This window comes from Pleomorphochaeta naphthae (genome assembly GCF_055396005.1).
Genome location: NZ_AP042457.1, coordinates 539295 through 557689, shown reverse-complemented (window position 1 = coordinate 557689; position 18395 = coordinate 539295). Strand labels below are relative to the sequence as shown.

Sequence of the window (18395 nt, the reverse complement as noted above, 5' to 3'; positions counted from 1 at the left end):
AATTATGAAAAAAATTATAATATTCGGTGCTACAGGCAGTATAGGTAGCACATGTCTAAAAGCGATTAAAGAAAAAAATCTTTCTATTGAAGTAGTTGGTATGACAGCAAATACTAATTATTTAAAACTAGAAAAGCTTGCTAAAGAATTTAATGTTAAAAATTTATTATTAACCAATTCTTCTCACAAAAATAACGATTTTAATTATTATAATAATTTAACAACCTTTATTGAAGATTCTAACTGTGATGTTGTATTAAATGGGGCATCAGGATTTGATGGCTTAAAAATAACAATAGACTCACTAAATTGCAAAAAAGACATAGCCTTAGCGAATAAAGAGTCTGTAGTTGCAGGTGGTGAATTTATATTCAAATTAGCTCAATCGAATAACTGTAAAATCATACCAGTCGATAGTGAGCATTCAGCAATCAAAGCTTTAATAGATTCTCACGGAAGAGAAAATATCAAATCTCTTATTATTACAGCAAGTGGAGGGCCTTTTAGAACTTTTAATAAAAAAGACTTTGAACATATTACAAAGGAAGAAGCACTTAATCATCCAACTTGGAAAATGGGTCCTAAAATAACAATTGATAGTTCGACATTAGCTAATAAAGCTCTTGAAGTAATTGAAGCTTCATATTTGTTTGATATAGAAGCTAAAAATATCGAAGTAACAGTCCATCCCCAAAGTATCATTCACTCAATGATTAGGTTATATGATGGAGCTATTTACGCCCAGCTTGGAACCCCTAATATGTCTTTACCTATAATTGAAGGAATTTTAGATAACTACAGTAAAAAAGAATTAGTAAAACCGTTGGATTTTACAAATTTAAGTTTAACTTTTGAGAAGCCTAATTACGAAAACTTTCCACTTTTAAAAAGTGCCTATGATGTATTAGAAAAAAGAGGGGGGTATCCTATTGCATTTAACGCCTCAAATGAAATTGCAGTTCAAGCTTTTTTAGAAAATAGAATTTCATATATAAAATTACAAGAAATTGTCTTAGAAACTTTACAGAAAGATTTTCAATATGAAGTAAATACTTTTGAAGATGTACTTGATATTGATGAAAGAGCTAGACTAATTGCTAAAAGTTACATTTCTTAACCTTTTGATGCTTTATTTAATAAGGTACAATTAATCATGGAACAAATTTTAACAACATTATTAAAATATGTAGTAGGGATAATTGGAGTAGGTTTTATTGTACTATTGCATGAAATCGGTCATTTTATTGCAGCTCACATATTTAAAATTGAAGTTGAAATATTCTCCGTTGGTTTTGGTCCAAAAATAACTGGGAAAAAAATAGGTCACACTGAATATAGGATATCTTGGCTACTATTTGGTGGATACTGTCGAATGAAAGGTGCCGACGACTTAACAAGAGCTTTAGATGCAAATAGTAAAGCTTTTATTCATGTTGAACATGGCTCCCTATTCGCAGCAAAACCTATTAACAAACTCTTAACTTACCTAGCAGGCCCTTTAACTAATTTTCTAATTACAATTTTCCTTTGTACTTTACTCATTACTACCAATCATCAAACGTTATCTACTCCAGCAATAATCTCACCAGTAGATCAATATCCTATCCTTTTCGATAACTCAACAAGCCCTGCTTCAAAAAGCGGGATTAAGAAATATGATAAAATCTTAAAAATTAATAATGAAGAAGTTGAAGATTGGCAAGATTTTACCACAAAACTTGAAAACATAAATGACTCAAAAATCACTCTTCTAATTGAAAGAGATAATAAAAAGTATAATCTTATGGTAAGCGCAGAAGAAGCCAATGACGGCTCTTTTAGACTTGGATTAACTAACGTTTTAGAGCCTACTATATCTATGGTTAGATACTTAAGCCCTGAATACAAAGCTGGCCTTAAAAAAAGTGATAAAATCTTAAAAGTTAATAACTATTCAATAGAAAATAATTTAGATTTATTAACTTATTTTGCCCTTAATAAAAATATAAATGAAATTACATTAACAATACAAAGAAACTCTGAAATCTTAGATATAACCTATACTCCACGCAGAAACAATGATAATTCGCTGCAACATAATTTCGCTCTATATTCTCCAACAAAGGAAATAAAAGGACTACCTATTAAACTAGCTCTTAACCAAGGATATTATATGGCGACACATCTATTTTCAGATACAGTATCAAATCTTCTTTCTGTAATACAAAAAAACAGAGATCCATCACAAGTGAGACAAGTCTTCACTGGACCAATGAGAGCTTCTCTCATGATAGGAAATATAACAGTCTTAGGATTAGAAAATAGTTTTACAAGTGGAATTAGAGCATTATGTTATCTATTAGCAGTAGTATCTATATCTTTGACAATTGCTAACTTATTACCTTTACCATCCTTTGATGGAGGGCAAATGTTAATATCTTTTGTGGAAATTCTTACTAGGAAAAAAATATCGCCTAAAAACTATTGGGTTTGTCAATTAATTGGACTAATTAGCGTTATACTACTATTTTCTTTCATGTATTTTATAGATATTAAGTATTTCTTTAATTTATTTACTAGTAAGCAATAATAATCATTTTTAAAATATACTATAGTTCTATTACCACAAAACCTCAAATGTGAGGTATTTTTATACAATCCGTGGCTAATGTCCATTTAAATATTAAAATTTCAATACTATTATTTATTCGTAAGGGAGACATTTTATGGGACTATCACATAAAGCAGCTAGAACAGCTATTGGAGCAGGTTTAGACATAGCAATAAACCATGCAAACAAGAACCAAGAAGACGGTATTAAAGATTTTATAAACATTTTATATAAATACTTTAAGCCTACAGATAAGGATAAACAAAAATCTGGAACTAATGCATTCGAAAATATTGCTAAGTTTACTGATGATCCAAATTCTAAATGGATGAGATACGCTAGGAAATTGTTCGATAATGTTGATCCGAAAATTATTAAAACTTTAATGCTAAACTTAGGATATGAAGCAGGTTATTCTGGATTAAATAAAGTTAGAGAAACAAGCGAAAAATATGACTGCAATGTTCCTTGGACTATGCTTTTTGACCCAACTAGTGCTTGTAATATGCATTGTAAAGGTTGTTGGTCTGGAGAATATGGCGAAAAACATAATCTATCTTTTGAGGATATGGATTCAATCGTAACCCAAGGAAAAGAACTTGGAACTCACATGTATCTATTAACTGGAGGAGAACCTCTTGTAAGGAAAAAAGATATTGTAAAATTAGCTAAAAAACACTCTGATTGTATTTTCCACTGCTTTACAAATGGTACATTAGTTGATGAACAATTCTGTAAAGATATGCTTGATTGCAGAAATATAATATTAGCTATCTCTTTGGAAGGTTTTAAAGAAGAGAATGATTATAGACGTGGAGAAGGCTGTTTTGATAAAGTAATGGCAGCTATGGATTTACTCCATGAATATAAATTGCCTTTTGGAACATCAGTTTGTTGGACAAAGAAGAATTGTGAAACAGTAATTAGCGATGAGTTCTTAAAACTTTTAGTTGATAAAGGATGTTTGTGGGCTTGGTATTTCCACTTTATGCCAGTTGGAGAATATACATCTAATGAATTGATTCCAACACCAGAACAAAGAGAATTCATGCTAAGAACATTAAGAAAGAAACGTAAAGAGAATAATGATCACCTAATTGTGATGCTTGATTTCCAAAACGATGGTGAATATGTTGGTGGTTGTATAGCTGGTGGAAAGCACTTCTTACATATTAATCCTAATGGTGATGTTGAGCCTTGTGTATTTATTCACTACTCTACTGCTAATATTCATGAAAACACTATTCTTGAAGCATTACAACAACCACTATTCATGCAATATAGAAAGAACCAACCATTTAACAAGAACATGTTTAGACCTTGTCCTATGCTCGAAAATCCTTCTTTCCTCCCAGAAATGGTTAAAGAATCTAAAGCTAAATCAACTGATTTAGAAGCACCTGAAGAAGCTTCTCATTTAGTTGGTAAAACTCAAGAATATGCAAAAGCTTGGGCTCCGGTAGCTGATAGGCTTTGGGCAGAGAGACAAGAAGAAAAGAAAAAAGCTTAAAAAGTTATCAATAGCTTAATTAAATTTTCCCTCATAATTTAATGAGGGATTTTTTTTCTCTAATCAATAGTGTTTAAATAATAAATAAGTTATTGAGCATTAAAATCGTGGGCTAATTCTTCAAATCTAACGATATTTCTATGGAACCCAAGTTCAATTTTACCTGTCTCACCATTTCTGTTTTTTGCAACTACGACTTCAGTTTTTTGAATCAAAGCTTCATCTGTATTATTTCTATGTAATAGAATTACAATATCAGCATCTTGTTCAATAGAACCAGATTCTCTTAAATCTGAAAGTCTTGGAAGTTGACCATCAGTTTGTCTACCTACTTGAGATAAGACAACTATAGGAATATTTAATTCTCTAGTCAATTGTTTTAAAGTTCTTGAAATATTTGCAATTTGTTCATGACGAGGGACAGAATTATCAGTATTTTGAATCAAACCAATATAGTCTATAAAAAGAATTTGGATATCATCTTCTCTCTTCATCTTTCTAGCTTGGGATCTGATATCATTTAATTGCATATTTGGGGTATCTTGAATAAAGAACTTTTGGACAGATAACCTTTCGCAAGCATCGAATAATTCATCCATTTCAGCTTGAGTTAATAAACCATTTCTTATATTTGAAAAGTTGATTTTAGTAATACCTGTTAGAGCTCTTTCTAATAAATCTGTTGCATTCATTTCCAAAGATAGAAAACCTACTCTATAAGAATGAAGTAAAAGCATGTTTAAAACAATAGAGAGAGCAAAAGCAGTTTTACCAATAGAAGGCCTAGCTCCAATAATGACATAATCCTGTTCTTTAAAACCACCTGATAAACGCTTATCTAAATCTTTAAAGCCTGTACTAAAGCCTGTAAAAGCACCTTCTGTAGTTCTCGATTCAATTTTTGATATCGTCTGCATTAACAGATTACTTGCTGAATAATAATCTCCAGCAACATTACCTTGAGACGCTAAATTAGATAAAGCATTTTCACCTTTATCAATTACATTTGAAACATCCTGGGTTAAATCAAAAGCTTCATCTTTTAGCTTTGTTGAAATTGTAATTAAACTTCTACGCAATGATAATTTTTTTATCATATTGGCATAGATAATTGCAGTTGTTGAAGATGGAGCGTCATTAGTTAAACTTGATAGATAAGGAAGCCCTCCACATATATCAAGAACGTTTTTTTGGTTCAAACAATCCACCAAAGTAATAATATCGATAGTATGACTTTGGTGTTCATTATAATAATCAAGCATCGCTTGATAGATCTCCTGATGCCCATGTTTATAGAAGTCTCCTGGTTTTAAAATATTTGACAATTCATTTAGAACTGAATTATCTAATAAAATAGAGCCTAGAATAGCTTTCTCAGCAGCTTCATCATTAGGCAGAAGTCGAGAACTATTTTCAAACGATGCCATAAATATCTACTCCTATTCTGTTACAGGAGCACTTTCATCACCACTTGCAGCTTCTTCTTCAGCAGCTTTTTTTGCTTCTTCAGCAGCAGCCTTTTTTGCTTCAGCGGCAGCTTTTTTTGCTTCTTCAGCAGCAGCCTTAGCAGCAGCTAATTTTTCTTCAGCTTCACGTTTTTTAATTTCAGCTTCACTTTCTACAACTAATTTAACAGTTGAGAAATCATTTTCATAAAGGTGGATACGAATAGTATAAGTACCAACCATTTTAATCATATGTGAAGAAACTTCAATTTTCTTTCTTTCAATTTCAATGCCTTCTTTTGCTAAAGCTTCTTGTACCATGGAAGATGTTACACTACCAAATAATTTACCTGAATCACCAGCAGAAACTACTAAATTTAAAGTTAAATTATCTAATTTTTCTTTTAGACTTGCAGAAGCTTTTCTCTTCTCAGCCTTTCTAGCTTCAATTGCTTTAGCACGACTATTTACAATTGCCATATTAGTTCTGTTATAAACTACTGCTATACCTTGAGGTATAAGATAGTTACGAGCATAGCCATCTTTTACTACTACTACATCACCCTCTTCACCGAGGTTTATTACATCCTGATTAAGAATAATCTTCATATTGAAAACTCCTTCTCTCTTACTTTCTATATGTAAACCATGTCTCCGAAACACCAAAAATTGGCAATCCGATGACAGCAACTATGTTCAAACCTTGAAATAGTATTATTAAAAACAATGTTAGGCCAAATAATTTTGAAGCTTTGGTATGAAAGCCTTTTGCTCGTCTTTTGTATAATATTATTGATAACCCCTGTATAGCAAATAACAAAGCTAAATATAAAGCTAAATTAAGTACTATGACTGAAATAACCAATGGGTAATCTACTACTACACCAAGTAATAATAAAACAAGACTTACAAGAAATGCCCACATATAACTTTCAGGCAACTTCCAATTCTTAACTCTTTCATCAAACTCTTCATCTCCAATAAATTTCGGAGTAGATAAAGCGTAAAAAGCGTTAAACCCAAAACAACCAGCACCTAATGGTAACAACATTGAAAAAGCAACAGTTCTCAAGGTAGAGAATAACTCTTCTGAAGATATCCCCAATAAAAGAGAAGTCTGTTGTGAATCTTGGCCAAGAACAGAATTCATTACATCGATTATAGCTTTATCGACTGCTAAAGCCATTTCTGTATCTCGTTTAAACCAAAGTCCTATTATTACCATCATGACTGCAACAACTGCAGAACTGGCTACATATCTATCTAATAATCTGTAGCCATCTAACAAGACCCAAACAATTGAACTTCCAATAAGTACTATCGGCAAGAACAATCCAATAGAGAGTATTCCTAAATTCCCTTTATCTGATAATTCACCAATTAAAGGAAATATCTCCATACCCAATACAAATGCTAAAAGCATTCCAAAGGCTAATAGAGTTTTTACTCTCTCCCTGCTACGAGAATAATAAAGCAATAATGGTAATACCAATAAAAATGAAGTGAATCCCAATGCATATAGAATAGCACTCATAAACAAAGCAAAATATACAGAGGTATTTCTTCTATCGACTATCACCATATAATACCTATTATTTCTTCTCGAAAGGTAAGTATCCTAAGATACGAGCCTTTTTAATTTCAGCAGTTACAGCTCTTTGGTGTTTAGCACAGTTACCAGTTATACGAGCAGGAAGGATTTTACCTCTTTCTGTTGTATATCTTTTTAACTGATCAGGATTCTTGTAATCAGGTGCAGTGTTATTAGCACAGAATCTACAAACCTTTTTTCTAAAACCGCCACGTCGAGCACCATTTTTTTTAGGAGCTCTATCTTTCTTTTCATCTTTTGCGTCATAATCTTCGCGCATTATTAATTTCTCCTTAGATCTTAGAATGGAATATCATCAGCGAAATCTTCTGGACCAGCATCTGTTGGAAAATTGTCAGGAGCTGAAAATTCATTATTTTGAATTTTTGCAGGATTACTATTAGTATTCATATTATTCATATTCCCAGTATTAGGATTTGAATAATTATTACCTGTATTTCCAAATTGTTGACCACCATTATTATAATTTGGTGCATTTTGGCCAGAAGGATTCTGATTAGAATATCCATTTTTCACATACGCTTGTCGGAAAACATTATTATTATTATTGCTACCCAACAAACTCAAAGAATTTACTATGACCACTACTTTACTTCTTTTTTGTCCATTAGTTTCCCAACTCTGTTGGTCTAAATACCCTTGAACAGATACTTGTTGACCTTTAGTAAGATATTGACTTACCCCTTCAGCAGCTTTACCAAAATATGAACAATCAAAATAGCTTACAGAATCATTCCATGAGCCATCCTGTGATTTTTTTCTCCTATTAACAGCAAGAGAAAATGAACAAATTGCAAAACCAGTATTGGAATAGTGCATTTCACAAGGGCGAGTTAGTCTTCCAACCAACGCAACAATATTTAAATCAGTAGCCATAAACCGTCTCCATTAAACTTTTATTTTTCTTTATTAACAAACAAGAACTTAATAATTGAGTTGTTTAATAAGAATTTTTTCTCGAAAGTTACAATAGATGCAGGATCTGCAGAGATTTCATAATAGAAATAGTGACCTTTATCCTGTTTCTTCATTTCGTAGGCGAATAATTTTACACCTAAATCTTCCTGCTTGGTGATTTCTACACCTGCAGCTTCAAACAAACTGGAAACTTGCTTAAGACCAGCTTGAGTGTCTTCTTCAATTGCTTTGAAGATTACTGTGAACTCATAATTTCTCATGGTTCCTCCTTACGGACATTAAGATCCACGTATGTGGATAAAGAGGCTCCTTTATAATTTTATTTCTTAAGCTTAGAAAAAATTATAAAGCGTGTGTTTGTCCAACCAAACACATCGGACGATACTGTTAGCTAGAAAACCGCCGGGACAATAAACCGACGGTTAGTAGCTATAGCGCTGCTAGTTTGCAGCAAAAGCGAATTGCCTAAGAATTATTTATTCTTATGTCTATTCTTTCTGAGTTTTTTCTTTCTCTTGTGAGTGGCAATTTTATGCTTTTTTCTTTTTCTTCCACAAGGCACTGTAGAGCTCCTTTAATATGATTTTCCGGTTATATTATCACAACGTGACCCGAAGTAAGTTATTATTTAATTTACTGAAGTTTGCAACAAAATATCGATAATGTCAATTAACTCCATCACAAACAAACCGCTATAGTAGCATATTAGTTTTATTAGAAATATTCAAGGCTTAAAAATAAAATTATAAGCAGTTTTTTTACTGATTAAATGGTTATCTCAAAGAAAAATATATTGAATTTTTATTGTTATTATTTTGTGTTCAAGTATATAATAGCTGTAGGAGCAATAGAAAGAAATGAATGTACTTATATTTGGATTAGGTGTAAATGGCGGAGGCTTTGCAGCTGCTAAATATTTTTTAAAACACAATCACAACGTAATAATAACAGATTTGAAAAGTGAAAAAGATTTTGGCAAAGCTGTAGAGATTTTAAAAAAGCTTGGAGCTATATTCCATCTTGAAAAGCACCTAATTGAAGATTTTTTATGGGCCGATTTAGTTGTTAAAAATACTTCGATACTACCAAATAACAAATATTTACAATATGCTAAAAACATCACAACGGACTTTGTTTATTTATTTGAAAACTTTAATTTAGATAACACACAAATTATCGCAATTACTGGAACAAAAGGAAAAACAACAACTACTCATGCAATTCATCATGTTATAAAAAAATTAGGATACACCTCTAAACTTGTTGGCAATATGGGAATTAGTGCTTTTGAAATTGCCTCTTACTTAGAAAAAGACACAAAACCCCTTGATTTTATGATTTGTGAATTTTCTTCTTGGCAACTTAGAGATATTTTTAATTATTCAAAGTTAGATTTTCCACCAACTAAAATTTCCCTATTTACGAACCTACTTGAGGACCATCAAAATACTTATGATTCTATGGAAAGATATTTACAAGATAAATTAAGTCTATTCAATAAAAATACTCAAAATGCTATTTGCCCTAAAGCTTTTTTCAAAGCAATAAAAGAAAAAACAAATTTAAAAAAGAAAAACATCTTTATTTTAGATGAAAAGATTATTCCTGAACTTATAAACAAACCAGAATTAATACCAGCTTATAAAACTTTAGAAGTTTTAAATATAAAAAAAGCATTAATTTTAGAACATTTAAATACTTTTAAGGGAGTAGCTCACAGAATTGAATGGATAGGCTCTGCAAACAACATACTCTTTGTAAATGATAGTGCAGCTACAATTCCAGAAGCAATTGAATTTAGCCTTAGCCATTTTAAAGATTTAAATATACATTTAATTTGTGGAGGGACAGATAAAAACCTAAAACCAAATAATATGTTACACACTTTAACCACCGTAAAAAGTATAACATTACTCGATGGAACTTTTACACAAAATATGCTAATCCCGTTTTTAAAAGAACATAATATTAAATACAATGGGCCATTTAACAATATGAAAGATGCATTTATTAATGCTACAGATTTAGCTACTAAGGATGATGCTATTAATATGAAACTAGTCTTACTATCACCTGGTGCTTCAAGTTTCGATTTATTTATAAATGAATTCGATAGAGGCAATCAGTTTAAAAGATTATCAAAAGAATTTATCGATAAATTTTGATTCTAATATATTCTACAATCTTAAATAAATAATAAAGGCTCTTTTTTATAGGAAAATCTAATGTTGGAACTCTTTGATAAAGCTCTCCACCAAAAGATGATTTAAAAAGAGTTAATGTCTTCAAATGCATTGATTTCTCATTAGTTCCAACACCCAAAAAATCATATTTTTTAATGCCTGCATTTTGGGTTAATTCAATTGCGAAATCTTGTAAACTATAACTTGGAGAAAAGCCATCTAATTTCTTTGAAGCCCCAAACAAATATAGAGCTTCTTCTTTACCTAAAAGTAAAATAATACCACCGACTAATTGCTCTTGCTTAAAAGCAAAAATTAATTTGGGTTGTACTTTATTATCTTCAATATTAAATATTTTTTTTATATAATCAAAGTTCCTTGTTTGAAAGTGATCCCTTTTTGCAGTCTCTAAATAGAGATTATACCAAAGTAAAATATTATCTTCGTTTGGTTCAACTTGTTTAACAACTATGTTATTAAAATTCTTTTTTAAAGCTCTTTTTGCCCTTTTTCTATAATTTGCTCTAATGTCATTTAGATTTTGTAGAAGATTTAATTTGATTGTTACCTCGGGTTGGATGCTTTCTTTATTAAGGTGGAAATCTTTATAAAATAAACTATTATCATTATATTCAAAAGGCAAATCAACTTTGAAAAATATTATTTTAAATTCGCTTCTTTTAGAAATATAAATTAAAAACTCTTTTATTTCTTTTGAAGATAGCTGAGCCTTTCCATTTACACAGCAAGGCGAAAAAGGTATATATCCTAAAAAATTATTTCTTATTATTTCTTTATATAATACTAAAGATTGAAATAGAAATCCATCCTTATTAATTTCATAAGCTTCATTCTTCCAACCATTTAAATCTTTTAATTTAGCCCAATATTCACTAACATATGGTGTTTGTGAAACTAATTTTTTTTTGTCAATTTGAGAAATATTCATTAATTAGTTACCAACAATTTCTACTTTAACGTAGGCCTCCATATCCCAATATTGCTCTACTGTTTTTGAGTACCCATCCCAACTAAAATCAAAATTCATTATATTAGCAGAAACTAAACCTGGATACACGTAAACTTGGAATCTATATCTAGGTCCAGAAACTGTCCTACCTTTATATTGAAGTTTTTTATTCCTATTAATATTTTTTAAAAATATATAATAGTTATCATAGAAATATGAATAGTTTAGATCATAATTGAAATTAATATCAACTTTAGGATATTTATTTTCTTCATATAAAGTGTCATCAGTTGGAACAAATTCACTTGAATGATAAATATAAATATCGTAATTTTTATAGCCAGAGTAATAACCATAATAATAACTAGTAAAGTTACTATATAAAGATAAACTAAAAGTTTCTGTTTGCCCAGCACTCGATAAATCAAAGTTTTCAGTTTGATAATCTATTGTTTCTTTAGTATAATCAATACTTTGTGAATTTGCCGAAAGAATGAAGATTGGATCGATTTGAGGATCCCAAGTTCCAAAAATTTCCAAGGGTACAGAAAGATTAGGCCCAGAAAGTGAAACTTGCTCATCCTCAGCAAAAATAAAATTTGTAAGTAATGTCATAAATATCAATAATATCGTTATATTTTTTTTCATATTTTTTTTCTCTTTTGTAGTATTCGTACCCTAATTTAACATGAAATATAATATTTAACAATATTTGCTACCTCATTTTGAACAAATTTAAGGAAAACTCCTCTATATAATATAATATCATTGACAATTTGGGTCTAAAGTACTAATCTTATGACATGAGAACAAGACAACTATTTAAAATACTAATTACAATTTTATCAATATATATTCTAGGAATTTCATTAATTTCTGCTGCTAATGGTTATTCAGATACTACTGAAGGAGACAATTACGCTCTTTTTAACATCGAAACAATCTCATATGCAAAAGTAACTACTAATACTGAAAACACTTTTAGAACAGATCCAACTAAAAGTGAAAAAGTAATTAAATTAGGTGAATATACAACAATTCCAACTAGTAGCGAAGATTACAGAGCAATTCCTCACATCAGTATTTCAAATAGGACAGCCACTCTATCAGCTGATGATTCTCATAGTACTACTTGCTCTTTATTAGCGAAAGTTACAGTAAACTATAAAGATAGTAGCATTGGAACGTATACCACTTGGTATGAAATAGATGATTTAAAAACCTATATTTATAGAAGAACATATTTATATGAAGAGGCTAATAGTTTTACTGTCACATTATACTATATTTTAGATAATCCGAATAATTTACCAGATACAAGTGGAGCTACAGCTCAAATATTATCTTTAGATACAGGTGGAGATACTAGTTTCTACTTTTTTTATTTAACAAATAATTATGAAGATCCATATTATTATGGGGATTTAACCGAAAATATTATAACGGTAGCCAATCCCGAAAGAAATTCTGATACCTATTTAAACATAAATGCCGAAAGACCTAGCAGTTGGACTGAAACAAGCTTCTTCGAAAATATAGGAAGAGACAATCTTGAATGGATTGTTTATTTACAAGCTGGCGGTGTTGGTGTTTCAGAAGACAATTCCTATAGGATAGGTTTAAAGGTTACTAGTAAAAATGACTTTACTCTTGTCTCAACTGATTCAGGCCAAGGTACAAAAGAAGTTCCATATTCACTTAGAATTAGTAAAAATTCAACAGAAATTATAGATTTTGATGAGTCTGATTCAATTGTAATTGAAAATATTAGCTCTGATTCTATTAAATATTTTAATTTATATACAAAATCAGACTATACTGATTTGTTTAATCTAAATGCTGGAGACTTCTCTGATACCATTTATTTAGAATTTATTTCAGATATCGATGATTCATGGGGAACAGAAACAATTACTGCTATACCTTAATTTACAGTTAGAATATATTAAAAACTAAGTTGTGAACCGGCACGGAAAGTTTAGACATTTAAATAAAACTTAATCGCCCCTAAGTACCACATTGAATCATATATTTAGAAAAGATTAGTTATGGTATACTAGTCTTGATGGAGATTTAGATGGGTAAAAGGTACTTTAGTGAAGAAGAAATTGCTAAATTAAGAGCAAATGAGTATGTTGAAAAAGTTAGTGAAAAATCAATTAAATATACTTTGGAATTTAAAAAGGAATTTTGGAGAAGATATCAAGGTGGCCAATCACCAGAAAATATATTTCTTGCTTTAGGTTTTGATTTAGATATTATTAATCGAGAGAGAATTTATGGATTAACTAATAATGTTAAAAGACAGGCTACAAGAGCAAATGGATTTGAAGACACTAGAGTTAATAATAAAGGAAGACCTAGAATTAAAGAACCAATATCTGTTGAAGAGAAATTAAAAGCTCAAGAATTAGAAATTAAAAAACTAAATCAAAAGTTGGAATTTCTAAAAAAAAACATCATGATAGAGGAAAAATATTCACTATCGCGACAGCAGAGAAGGAAGAAAAAAAGAAAATAATACAAGCACAATTGCTAGATCCGGATAATCTATTAACAGTTGAAGAATTATGTGGGGTAGCGGCAATATCAAGAGCTGGTTATTACTATTGGCTTAATTCTAAAGATAATCGTGATGCAAGAGAGTCAAAAGATAGATCTGCATTTGATATAATATTAAATGTCTATAAGCATAGAAAGTTTAAGAAAGGTTCTAGACAAATCTATATGGTACTAAGAGATACACCAAATAAGATGAGCTTAGAAAAGATAAGAAGATTGATGAAAAAATATGGATTATTTTGTCCAATTAGGAAAGCTAACCCATATAGAAAAATGCTTAAAGCAACACAAACAAGTACTTATGCTAAAAATAGAGTTCAAAGAAAATGGGGAGATTATGGACCTGGAGAGTTATTAACAACAGATATTACTTATATGTATTATGGAGTTAATAGAAGTAAAAAAGCCTATTTATCAGTAATAAGAGATGCTTGTACAAAACAGGTATTATCATTTGTATTGTCAGATAATTTAAGAGAAGAGTTTGTACTAGAAACTGTTGATCAATTAATAGATAGATATGGAAGCCAATTAAGTAAACATGTTATTATCACAAGTGACCAGGGTGTACATTACTCTGCAAGAGAATATAGAAGAAAATTAAAGAAGTATAATATTAAACGCTCTATGAGTAGACGTGCGAACTGCTGGGATAATTCGCCGCAAGAAAGCTTTTTTGGTCATATGAAAGATGAGATAAATATTACAGAATGTAATAAATTTGAAGAATTAAAATATTGTATTAATGAGTATATGAATTATTACAATAATGAAAGATACCAATGGGATATTTGTAAAATGACTCCTAATCAATATAATAAGTATTTGAGGAAAGGCCATTACATAATTCCTGGAAAAGGCAAAGCTAAAGTTGCATAATTACAACTTTAACTTTTGGATAATGTGGTATACTAGATTAAGTAAAATTAAGTTTGTCTAAAAAAGGCGAACCAGTTCAGTTGTGCTTATAAAAATATATTCTAACTTAAAAAAACAATCTGATTAATGATCAGATTTTAGTCCTGCCCCACACATAGTAATTAACGAATCTGGTGTTTTACCATAAATACTACAATAATTTAAATATGCTGCGTAATTTGCTGCAGTTGTATGTTCACAATATATTCCTTTTAAAGCTAAAAGTTTTCTAGCATCTAAAATTTTATCCTCGGGTGCATGTATAAATTTAACATTATATTTATAAGCATAATCTAAGATCTCTTTACCCCTCATTGGTTGTCCTATAGCAATTCCTTCTGCTATAGTTTTTTTTGGGCTTATTAATTTAGGGCTTTCTTTACCCTGTTCATAAGCTCTTAAAAGGGGATCACAATTTTCACTTTGCAGAGCTATAATATTAGGCATTTTATCAATTACCCCGCTATTTAATAACTCTTCAAGACCTATCATAACACCAAGAAACAAAGTTCCATTTCCAACTGGAATAAAGATGTTTTTGGGAATTCTTTTTAATTGTTCATATACTTCATAAATATATGTTTTAGTTCCTTCATAAAAAAAAGGATTATATACGTGGTTCGCATAATACAAATTTTCTTTTTCTACCTTTTCTCTACAAACATCTGCACAATGATCACGGCTTCCTTCAACTACAGTAACTGTAGCTCCATGAGCTTTTATCATATCTATTTTTTTAGGGGAAGTTCCCTCTGGAACAAAAATTTCACACTCTATTTTAGCTCTTGCACAATAGGCTGCGACACTATTTCCAGCATTTCCACTACTATCTTGTACTACCTTTTTAACATTAATAGATTTACAGTGGGAAATTAATACAGCAGCTCCCCTATCCTTAAAAGATAAGGTAGGCATAAAATAATCCATTTTTAATAAAACATCTTCGTCAAAAGAGATAATAGGAGTCCTACCTTCACCTAAAGTTACTGTTTTCCAACTTTTATCTTCTAAAGCCATGAATTTTCTATATCTAAATAGACTCCATTCATCATTATCTATGAGATTAACATCAAATTTAGGTGCTTTAAAATCTAACCTCCAAAGGCCACCACAATCACACTTGGGTTTTAATGTAGAAGTTGAAACTTTCTTATTACATTTAGAACATATAAAATTCATTAATTACTCTCCATTTCAGCTATGGCTTCGATTTCTATTAATGCATTATTATGCAATTTGCCAGATGGAACAATTACTCTAGAAGGTTTATGCAATTTAAATTCTGATGCAAATATCTCATTAACCTCATCCCAATATTCAATATCAGAGATATAAATGCGGCACTGAACTATATTATCAAGTGTTAAATCAACTTTATTCAATATCAACTTAATATTATTTAGAACTTGCTTCATTTGAACATTCATATTTCCTTCAACCATTTTACCTACACTATAATCAAAAGGTAATTGGCCAGAAATATAAACCATGCCATTAGATACCATAGCAGGTACATAATGCCCTTTTTTATTACTTTCTAAAATTATACTTTTCAAAAAAATCCTCACTCTTTAATTAATAATTAAATTTCACTAAGACTATAAACATCAGTTCTTCTATGTTTTAACAAAGGTAGTTGTTCTCTAACTTCATCGACATAATTTAAATCTATTTCGCTAATGATAACAGTAGGTTTTTCATCTACCTGATTAACTACCTTACCCCATGGATCTGTTATAATACTATGTCCCCAAGATTTATAAGAAGCATTCTCATTTCTAGCTGGAGCAGTTCCTACAGCATATACTTGATTATTCAATGATTGAGATTCAAACATAATCTTCCAATGTGCCGGACCTGTGCTCATATTAAAAGCTGCAGGAACTAATATTATTTTTGCTCCTCTTAAAGTCATTAATCTACTTAACTCTGGAAATCTAAAATCATAACAAATACAAAGCCCAATAGTTCCAAAATTACTTTCAAAGGTTGTTACTTTATTCCCTGCTGTTAAAGTAGCAGATTCCATAAAATGTTGACCACCCTTTATTTGGATATCAAATAAATGCATTTTTCTATGTTTAGCAATTTGTTTACCATTTTTATCAAAAACATATGCTGTATTATATACATTCCCTTTATCATCAACTTCAGGCATTGAACCTGCTGATAAAATACAGTTTTTATCTTTAGCCAATGAAGAACATTGTTGCCAAATTTTACCACCTTGTTCTTCAGCATAAATAGGAAATTTATCCATCTCATAAGGACAACAAAACATTTCTGGCAAAGCAATTAAATCAACATCTTCTTTAATTTCTTTATCAATCATCTTGATTGCAAGTTGCATTGACTTATCTTTATCTTCAAGAACAGGCATTTGAATTTGGGCTATTTTCATATTAATTCTCCCCTAAAGCTTAACTTCATTTTATAACAATAGATTAAAAACATATATATAACACTTACATTTATTAAAAAAACTTATCAATTATGTTAATTTACCTCGACAACTTATTTCAATTTTATCAATTACTGTGCCATTTGAAATCAGCCAAGCGTTTTCATAAAGATTACATACAGGACATATATGAACTGGTATGATTCTAAGTTTATCTCCTATAAAAACTTTCTCACTTAAATTTTCACTGTTTATAATAGCATGTTCATCAAATACTTTTTCAATAAAGATATCAGGAAACTCTACTATAGTTCCCTTACCTTTAGTTGAACATATTCCTTTAGTCCTCTCTTGTGCTGTTAAACCTTTAGCTCCTACATCTAAAATTACTCTCTCTTTAGTAGGTTTACTAATAACAGTTGCCAAAACTGTTGCAGCACAATTATTTAAAGTATTAATTGAATTAGATTGAGAAGCATCCATTAGAGCATAAGTTCCAGGTCTAATTTCTGTTATACCTTCTAAAATTGGTCCATTATTTATAAAAGGAGGAGTAGAACCATAACTCACTATTTTACATGGCATATTATTTTCTTTTGCTAAATCAGCAAATTTCAAAGTTCTCTTTTGAGCTTTAATTGAAATATCGATGCATTCTTCAATATCTTTAGCAGTATATGTATTTCCGTCATGGGAAAAAATCCCTTTAAAATTGACATGAGAGCACATTTTTATAGTCTCAAGAAGTTTTATAAAATCTTTCTCTTCAATTACACCACTTCTATTTTCGCCAACTTCGATTTCAATTAAAATATTAGCCATTTTATTCTCTAATGAGAAAATCTTTTCAGCTTCTATGATTTGATAGACTGAATCAATTCCAAAAGATATATTTATCTTATCCGATAATTTTAAAATCCTCTCTAATTTTTTATCTCCCACAATTTCATTTGCAATAAATATATCATTTAAGCCATTTTGTGCCATTACTTCAGCCTCTGAGGTCTTAGCTACAGCTATACCACAAGAACCTTGTTCAACTTGCAATTTAGCAATATATGGCATCTTATGTGTCTTTGTATGTGGTCTTAGTTTTACTCCATTTGAATTAGCATAATCTTGCATTAGTTTTAAATTAAACATTAAAACATCTTTGTCTATTAAAAGAGAAGGCGTATCAATTTCGAAATATTCCATAAATTATTCCTCCCTCATGTAATAATTATAAATTGCTTTAAAAATACCATCAATACAAAAAAATACCTCAAAAGCAGTTTCAATAATTA

General features: G+C 30.2%; 19 protein-coding genes. 7 read left to right on the top strand and 12 right to left on the bottom strand.

All coding sequences use genetic code 11. From position 1 onward, the window contains the following. Positions 1–4 precede the first annotated feature (4 nt). From dxr to ACZ5SO_RS02575, 3 genes are all read left to right on the top strand, one after another. Positions 5–1117: a 1-deoxy-D-xylulose-5-phosphate reductoisomerase gene (gene dxr / locus ACZ5SO_RS02585; RefSeq protein WP_464626593.1), complete on the top strand. Its 1113-nt coding sequence runs from the start codon at positions 5–7 to the stop codon at positions 1115–1117. A gap of 36 nt (positions 1118–1153) precedes the next feature. Beyond that, complete coding sequence (gene rseP, locus ACZ5SO_RS02580) at positions 1154–2569, top strand: RIP metalloprotease RseP (RefSeq protein ID WP_464626591.1); 1416 nt, start codon at positions 1154–1156, stop codon at positions 2567–2569. Between the two features lie 136 nt (positions 2570–2705). Beyond that, complete coding sequence (locus ACZ5SO_RS02575; protein ID WP_464626590.1) at positions 2706–4100, top strand: radical SAM protein; 1395 nt, start codon at positions 2706–2708, stop codon at positions 4098–4100. Positions 4101–4189: 89 nt separating this feature from the next. Here the strand turns inward: ACZ5SO_RS02575 and dnaB are convergent, their stop codons facing one another. The 6 genes from dnaB to rpsF are packed head-to-tail and all read right to left on the bottom strand — an operon-like array spanning position 4190 to position 8335. Then, the gene (dnaB, locus tag ACZ5SO_RS02570; protein ID WP_464626589.1) at positions 4190–5527 is read right to left on the bottom strand and encodes a replicative DNA helicase; all 1338 of its coding nucleotides are present in this window, start codon (positions 5525–5527) and stop codon (positions 4190–4192) included. A gap of 12 nt (positions 5528–5539) precedes the next feature. Continuing rightward, entirely contained in the window at positions 5540–6154 is a 615-nt protein-coding gene (rplI, locus tag ACZ5SO_RS02565) for a 50S ribosomal protein L9 (RefSeq protein ID WP_464626583.1), read from the bottom strand. A gap of 19 nt (positions 6155–6173) precedes the next feature. After that, positions 6174–7127, bottom strand: coding sequence for a DUF2232 domain-containing protein (locus ACZ5SO_RS02560; RefSeq protein WP_464626582.1), 954 nt, complete (start codon positions 7125–7127; stop codon positions 6174–6176). 10 nt (positions 7128–7137) lie between these two features. Then, the gene (gene rpsR / locus ACZ5SO_RS02555; RefSeq protein ID WP_464626581.1) at positions 7138–7416 is read right to left on the bottom strand and encodes a 30S ribosomal protein S18; all 279 of its coding nucleotides are present in this window, start codon (positions 7414–7416) and stop codon (positions 7138–7140) included. A gap of 20 nt (positions 7417–7436) precedes the next feature. Beyond that, the gene (ssb, locus tag ACZ5SO_RS02550; RefSeq protein ID WP_464626580.1) at positions 7437–8033 is read right to left on the bottom strand and encodes a single-stranded DNA-binding protein; all 597 of its coding nucleotides are present in this window, start codon (positions 8031–8033) and stop codon (positions 7437–7439) included. Positions 8034–8053: 20 nt separating this feature from the next. After that, entirely contained in the window at positions 8054–8335 is a 282-nt protein-coding gene (gene rpsF, locus ACZ5SO_RS02545) for a 30S ribosomal protein S6 (protein ID WP_464626579.1), read from the bottom strand. Positions 8336–8932: 597 nt separating this feature from the next. Here rpsF and ACZ5SO_RS02540 point away from each other — a divergent pair. Beyond that, positions 8933–10240: a Mur ligase family protein gene (locus ACZ5SO_RS02540; protein WP_464626577.1), complete on the top strand. Its 1308-nt coding sequence runs from the start codon at positions 8933–8935 to the stop codon at positions 10238–10240. Here ACZ5SO_RS02540 and ACZ5SO_RS02535 read toward each other — a convergent pair. Together ACZ5SO_RS02535 and ACZ5SO_RS02530 are read right to left on the bottom strand one after the other, a co-directional pair. Further along, positions 10224–11207, bottom strand: a complete 984-nt coding sequence (locus ACZ5SO_RS02535) for a lipid II:glycine glycyltransferase FemX (protein ID WP_464626575.1) — start codon at positions 11205–11207, stop codon at positions 10224–10226. The genes ACZ5SO_RS02540 and ACZ5SO_RS02535 overlap by 17 nt on opposite strands. A gap of 3 nt (positions 11208–11210) precedes the next feature. Next, the gene (locus ACZ5SO_RS02530) at positions 11211–11876 is read right to left on the bottom strand and encodes a hypothetical protein (RefSeq protein WP_464626574.1); all 666 of its coding nucleotides are present in this window, start codon (positions 11874–11876) and stop codon (positions 11211–11213) included. Between the two features lie 155 nt (positions 11877–12031). Here ACZ5SO_RS02530 and ACZ5SO_RS02525 point away from each other — a divergent pair, with 155 nt between their 5' ends. The 3 genes from ACZ5SO_RS02525 to ACZ5SO_RS02515 all read left to right on the top strand — a co-directional run bounded on the left by ACZ5SO_RS02525 (position 12032) and on the right by ACZ5SO_RS02515 (position 14669). Beyond that, on the top strand, positions 12032–13156 hold the full coding sequence (locus ACZ5SO_RS02525; protein WP_464626573.1) for a hypothetical protein: 1125 nt from the start codon (positions 12032–12034) through the stop codon (positions 13154–13156). Positions 13157–13305: 149 nt separating this feature from the next. After that, positions 13306–13749: an HTH domain-containing protein gene (locus ACZ5SO_RS02520; RefSeq protein WP_464626031.1), complete on the top strand. Its 444-nt coding sequence runs from the start codon at positions 13306–13308 to the stop codon at positions 13747–13749. Between the two features lie 11 nt (positions 13750–13760). Further along, on the top strand, positions 13761–14669 hold the full coding sequence (locus tag ACZ5SO_RS02515; RefSeq protein ID WP_464626030.1) for an IS3 family transposase: 909 nt from the start codon (positions 13761–13763) through the stop codon (positions 14667–14669). Between the two features lie 123 nt (positions 14670–14792). Here the strand turns inward: ACZ5SO_RS02515 and ACZ5SO_RS02510 are convergent, their stop codons facing one another. The 4 genes from ACZ5SO_RS02510 to ACZ5SO_RS02495 form a co-directional block, all read right to left on the bottom strand. After that, entirely contained in the window at positions 14793–15887 is a 1095-nt protein-coding gene (locus ACZ5SO_RS02510; RefSeq protein WP_464626572.1) for a threonine synthase, read from the bottom strand. After that, positions 15887–16264, bottom strand: coding sequence for a RidA family protein (locus ACZ5SO_RS02505; RefSeq protein ID WP_464626570.1), 378 nt, complete (start codon positions 16262–16264; stop codon positions 15887–15889). Before ACZ5SO_RS02505 ends, ACZ5SO_RS02510 begins: the two co-directional genes overlap by 1 nt. A 26-nt stretch (positions 16265–16290) precedes the next feature. Then, positions 16291–17109, bottom strand: a complete 819-nt coding sequence (locus tag ACZ5SO_RS02500) for a carbon-nitrogen hydrolase family protein (RefSeq protein ID WP_464626569.1) — start codon at positions 17107–17109, stop codon at positions 16291–16293. 90 nt (positions 17110–17199) lie between these two features. Beyond that, on the bottom strand, positions 17200–18306 hold the full coding sequence (locus tag ACZ5SO_RS02495) for an alanine racemase (RefSeq protein ID WP_464626567.1): 1107 nt from the start codon (positions 18304–18306) through the stop codon (positions 17200–17202). Positions 18307–18395 lie beyond the last annotated feature (89 nt).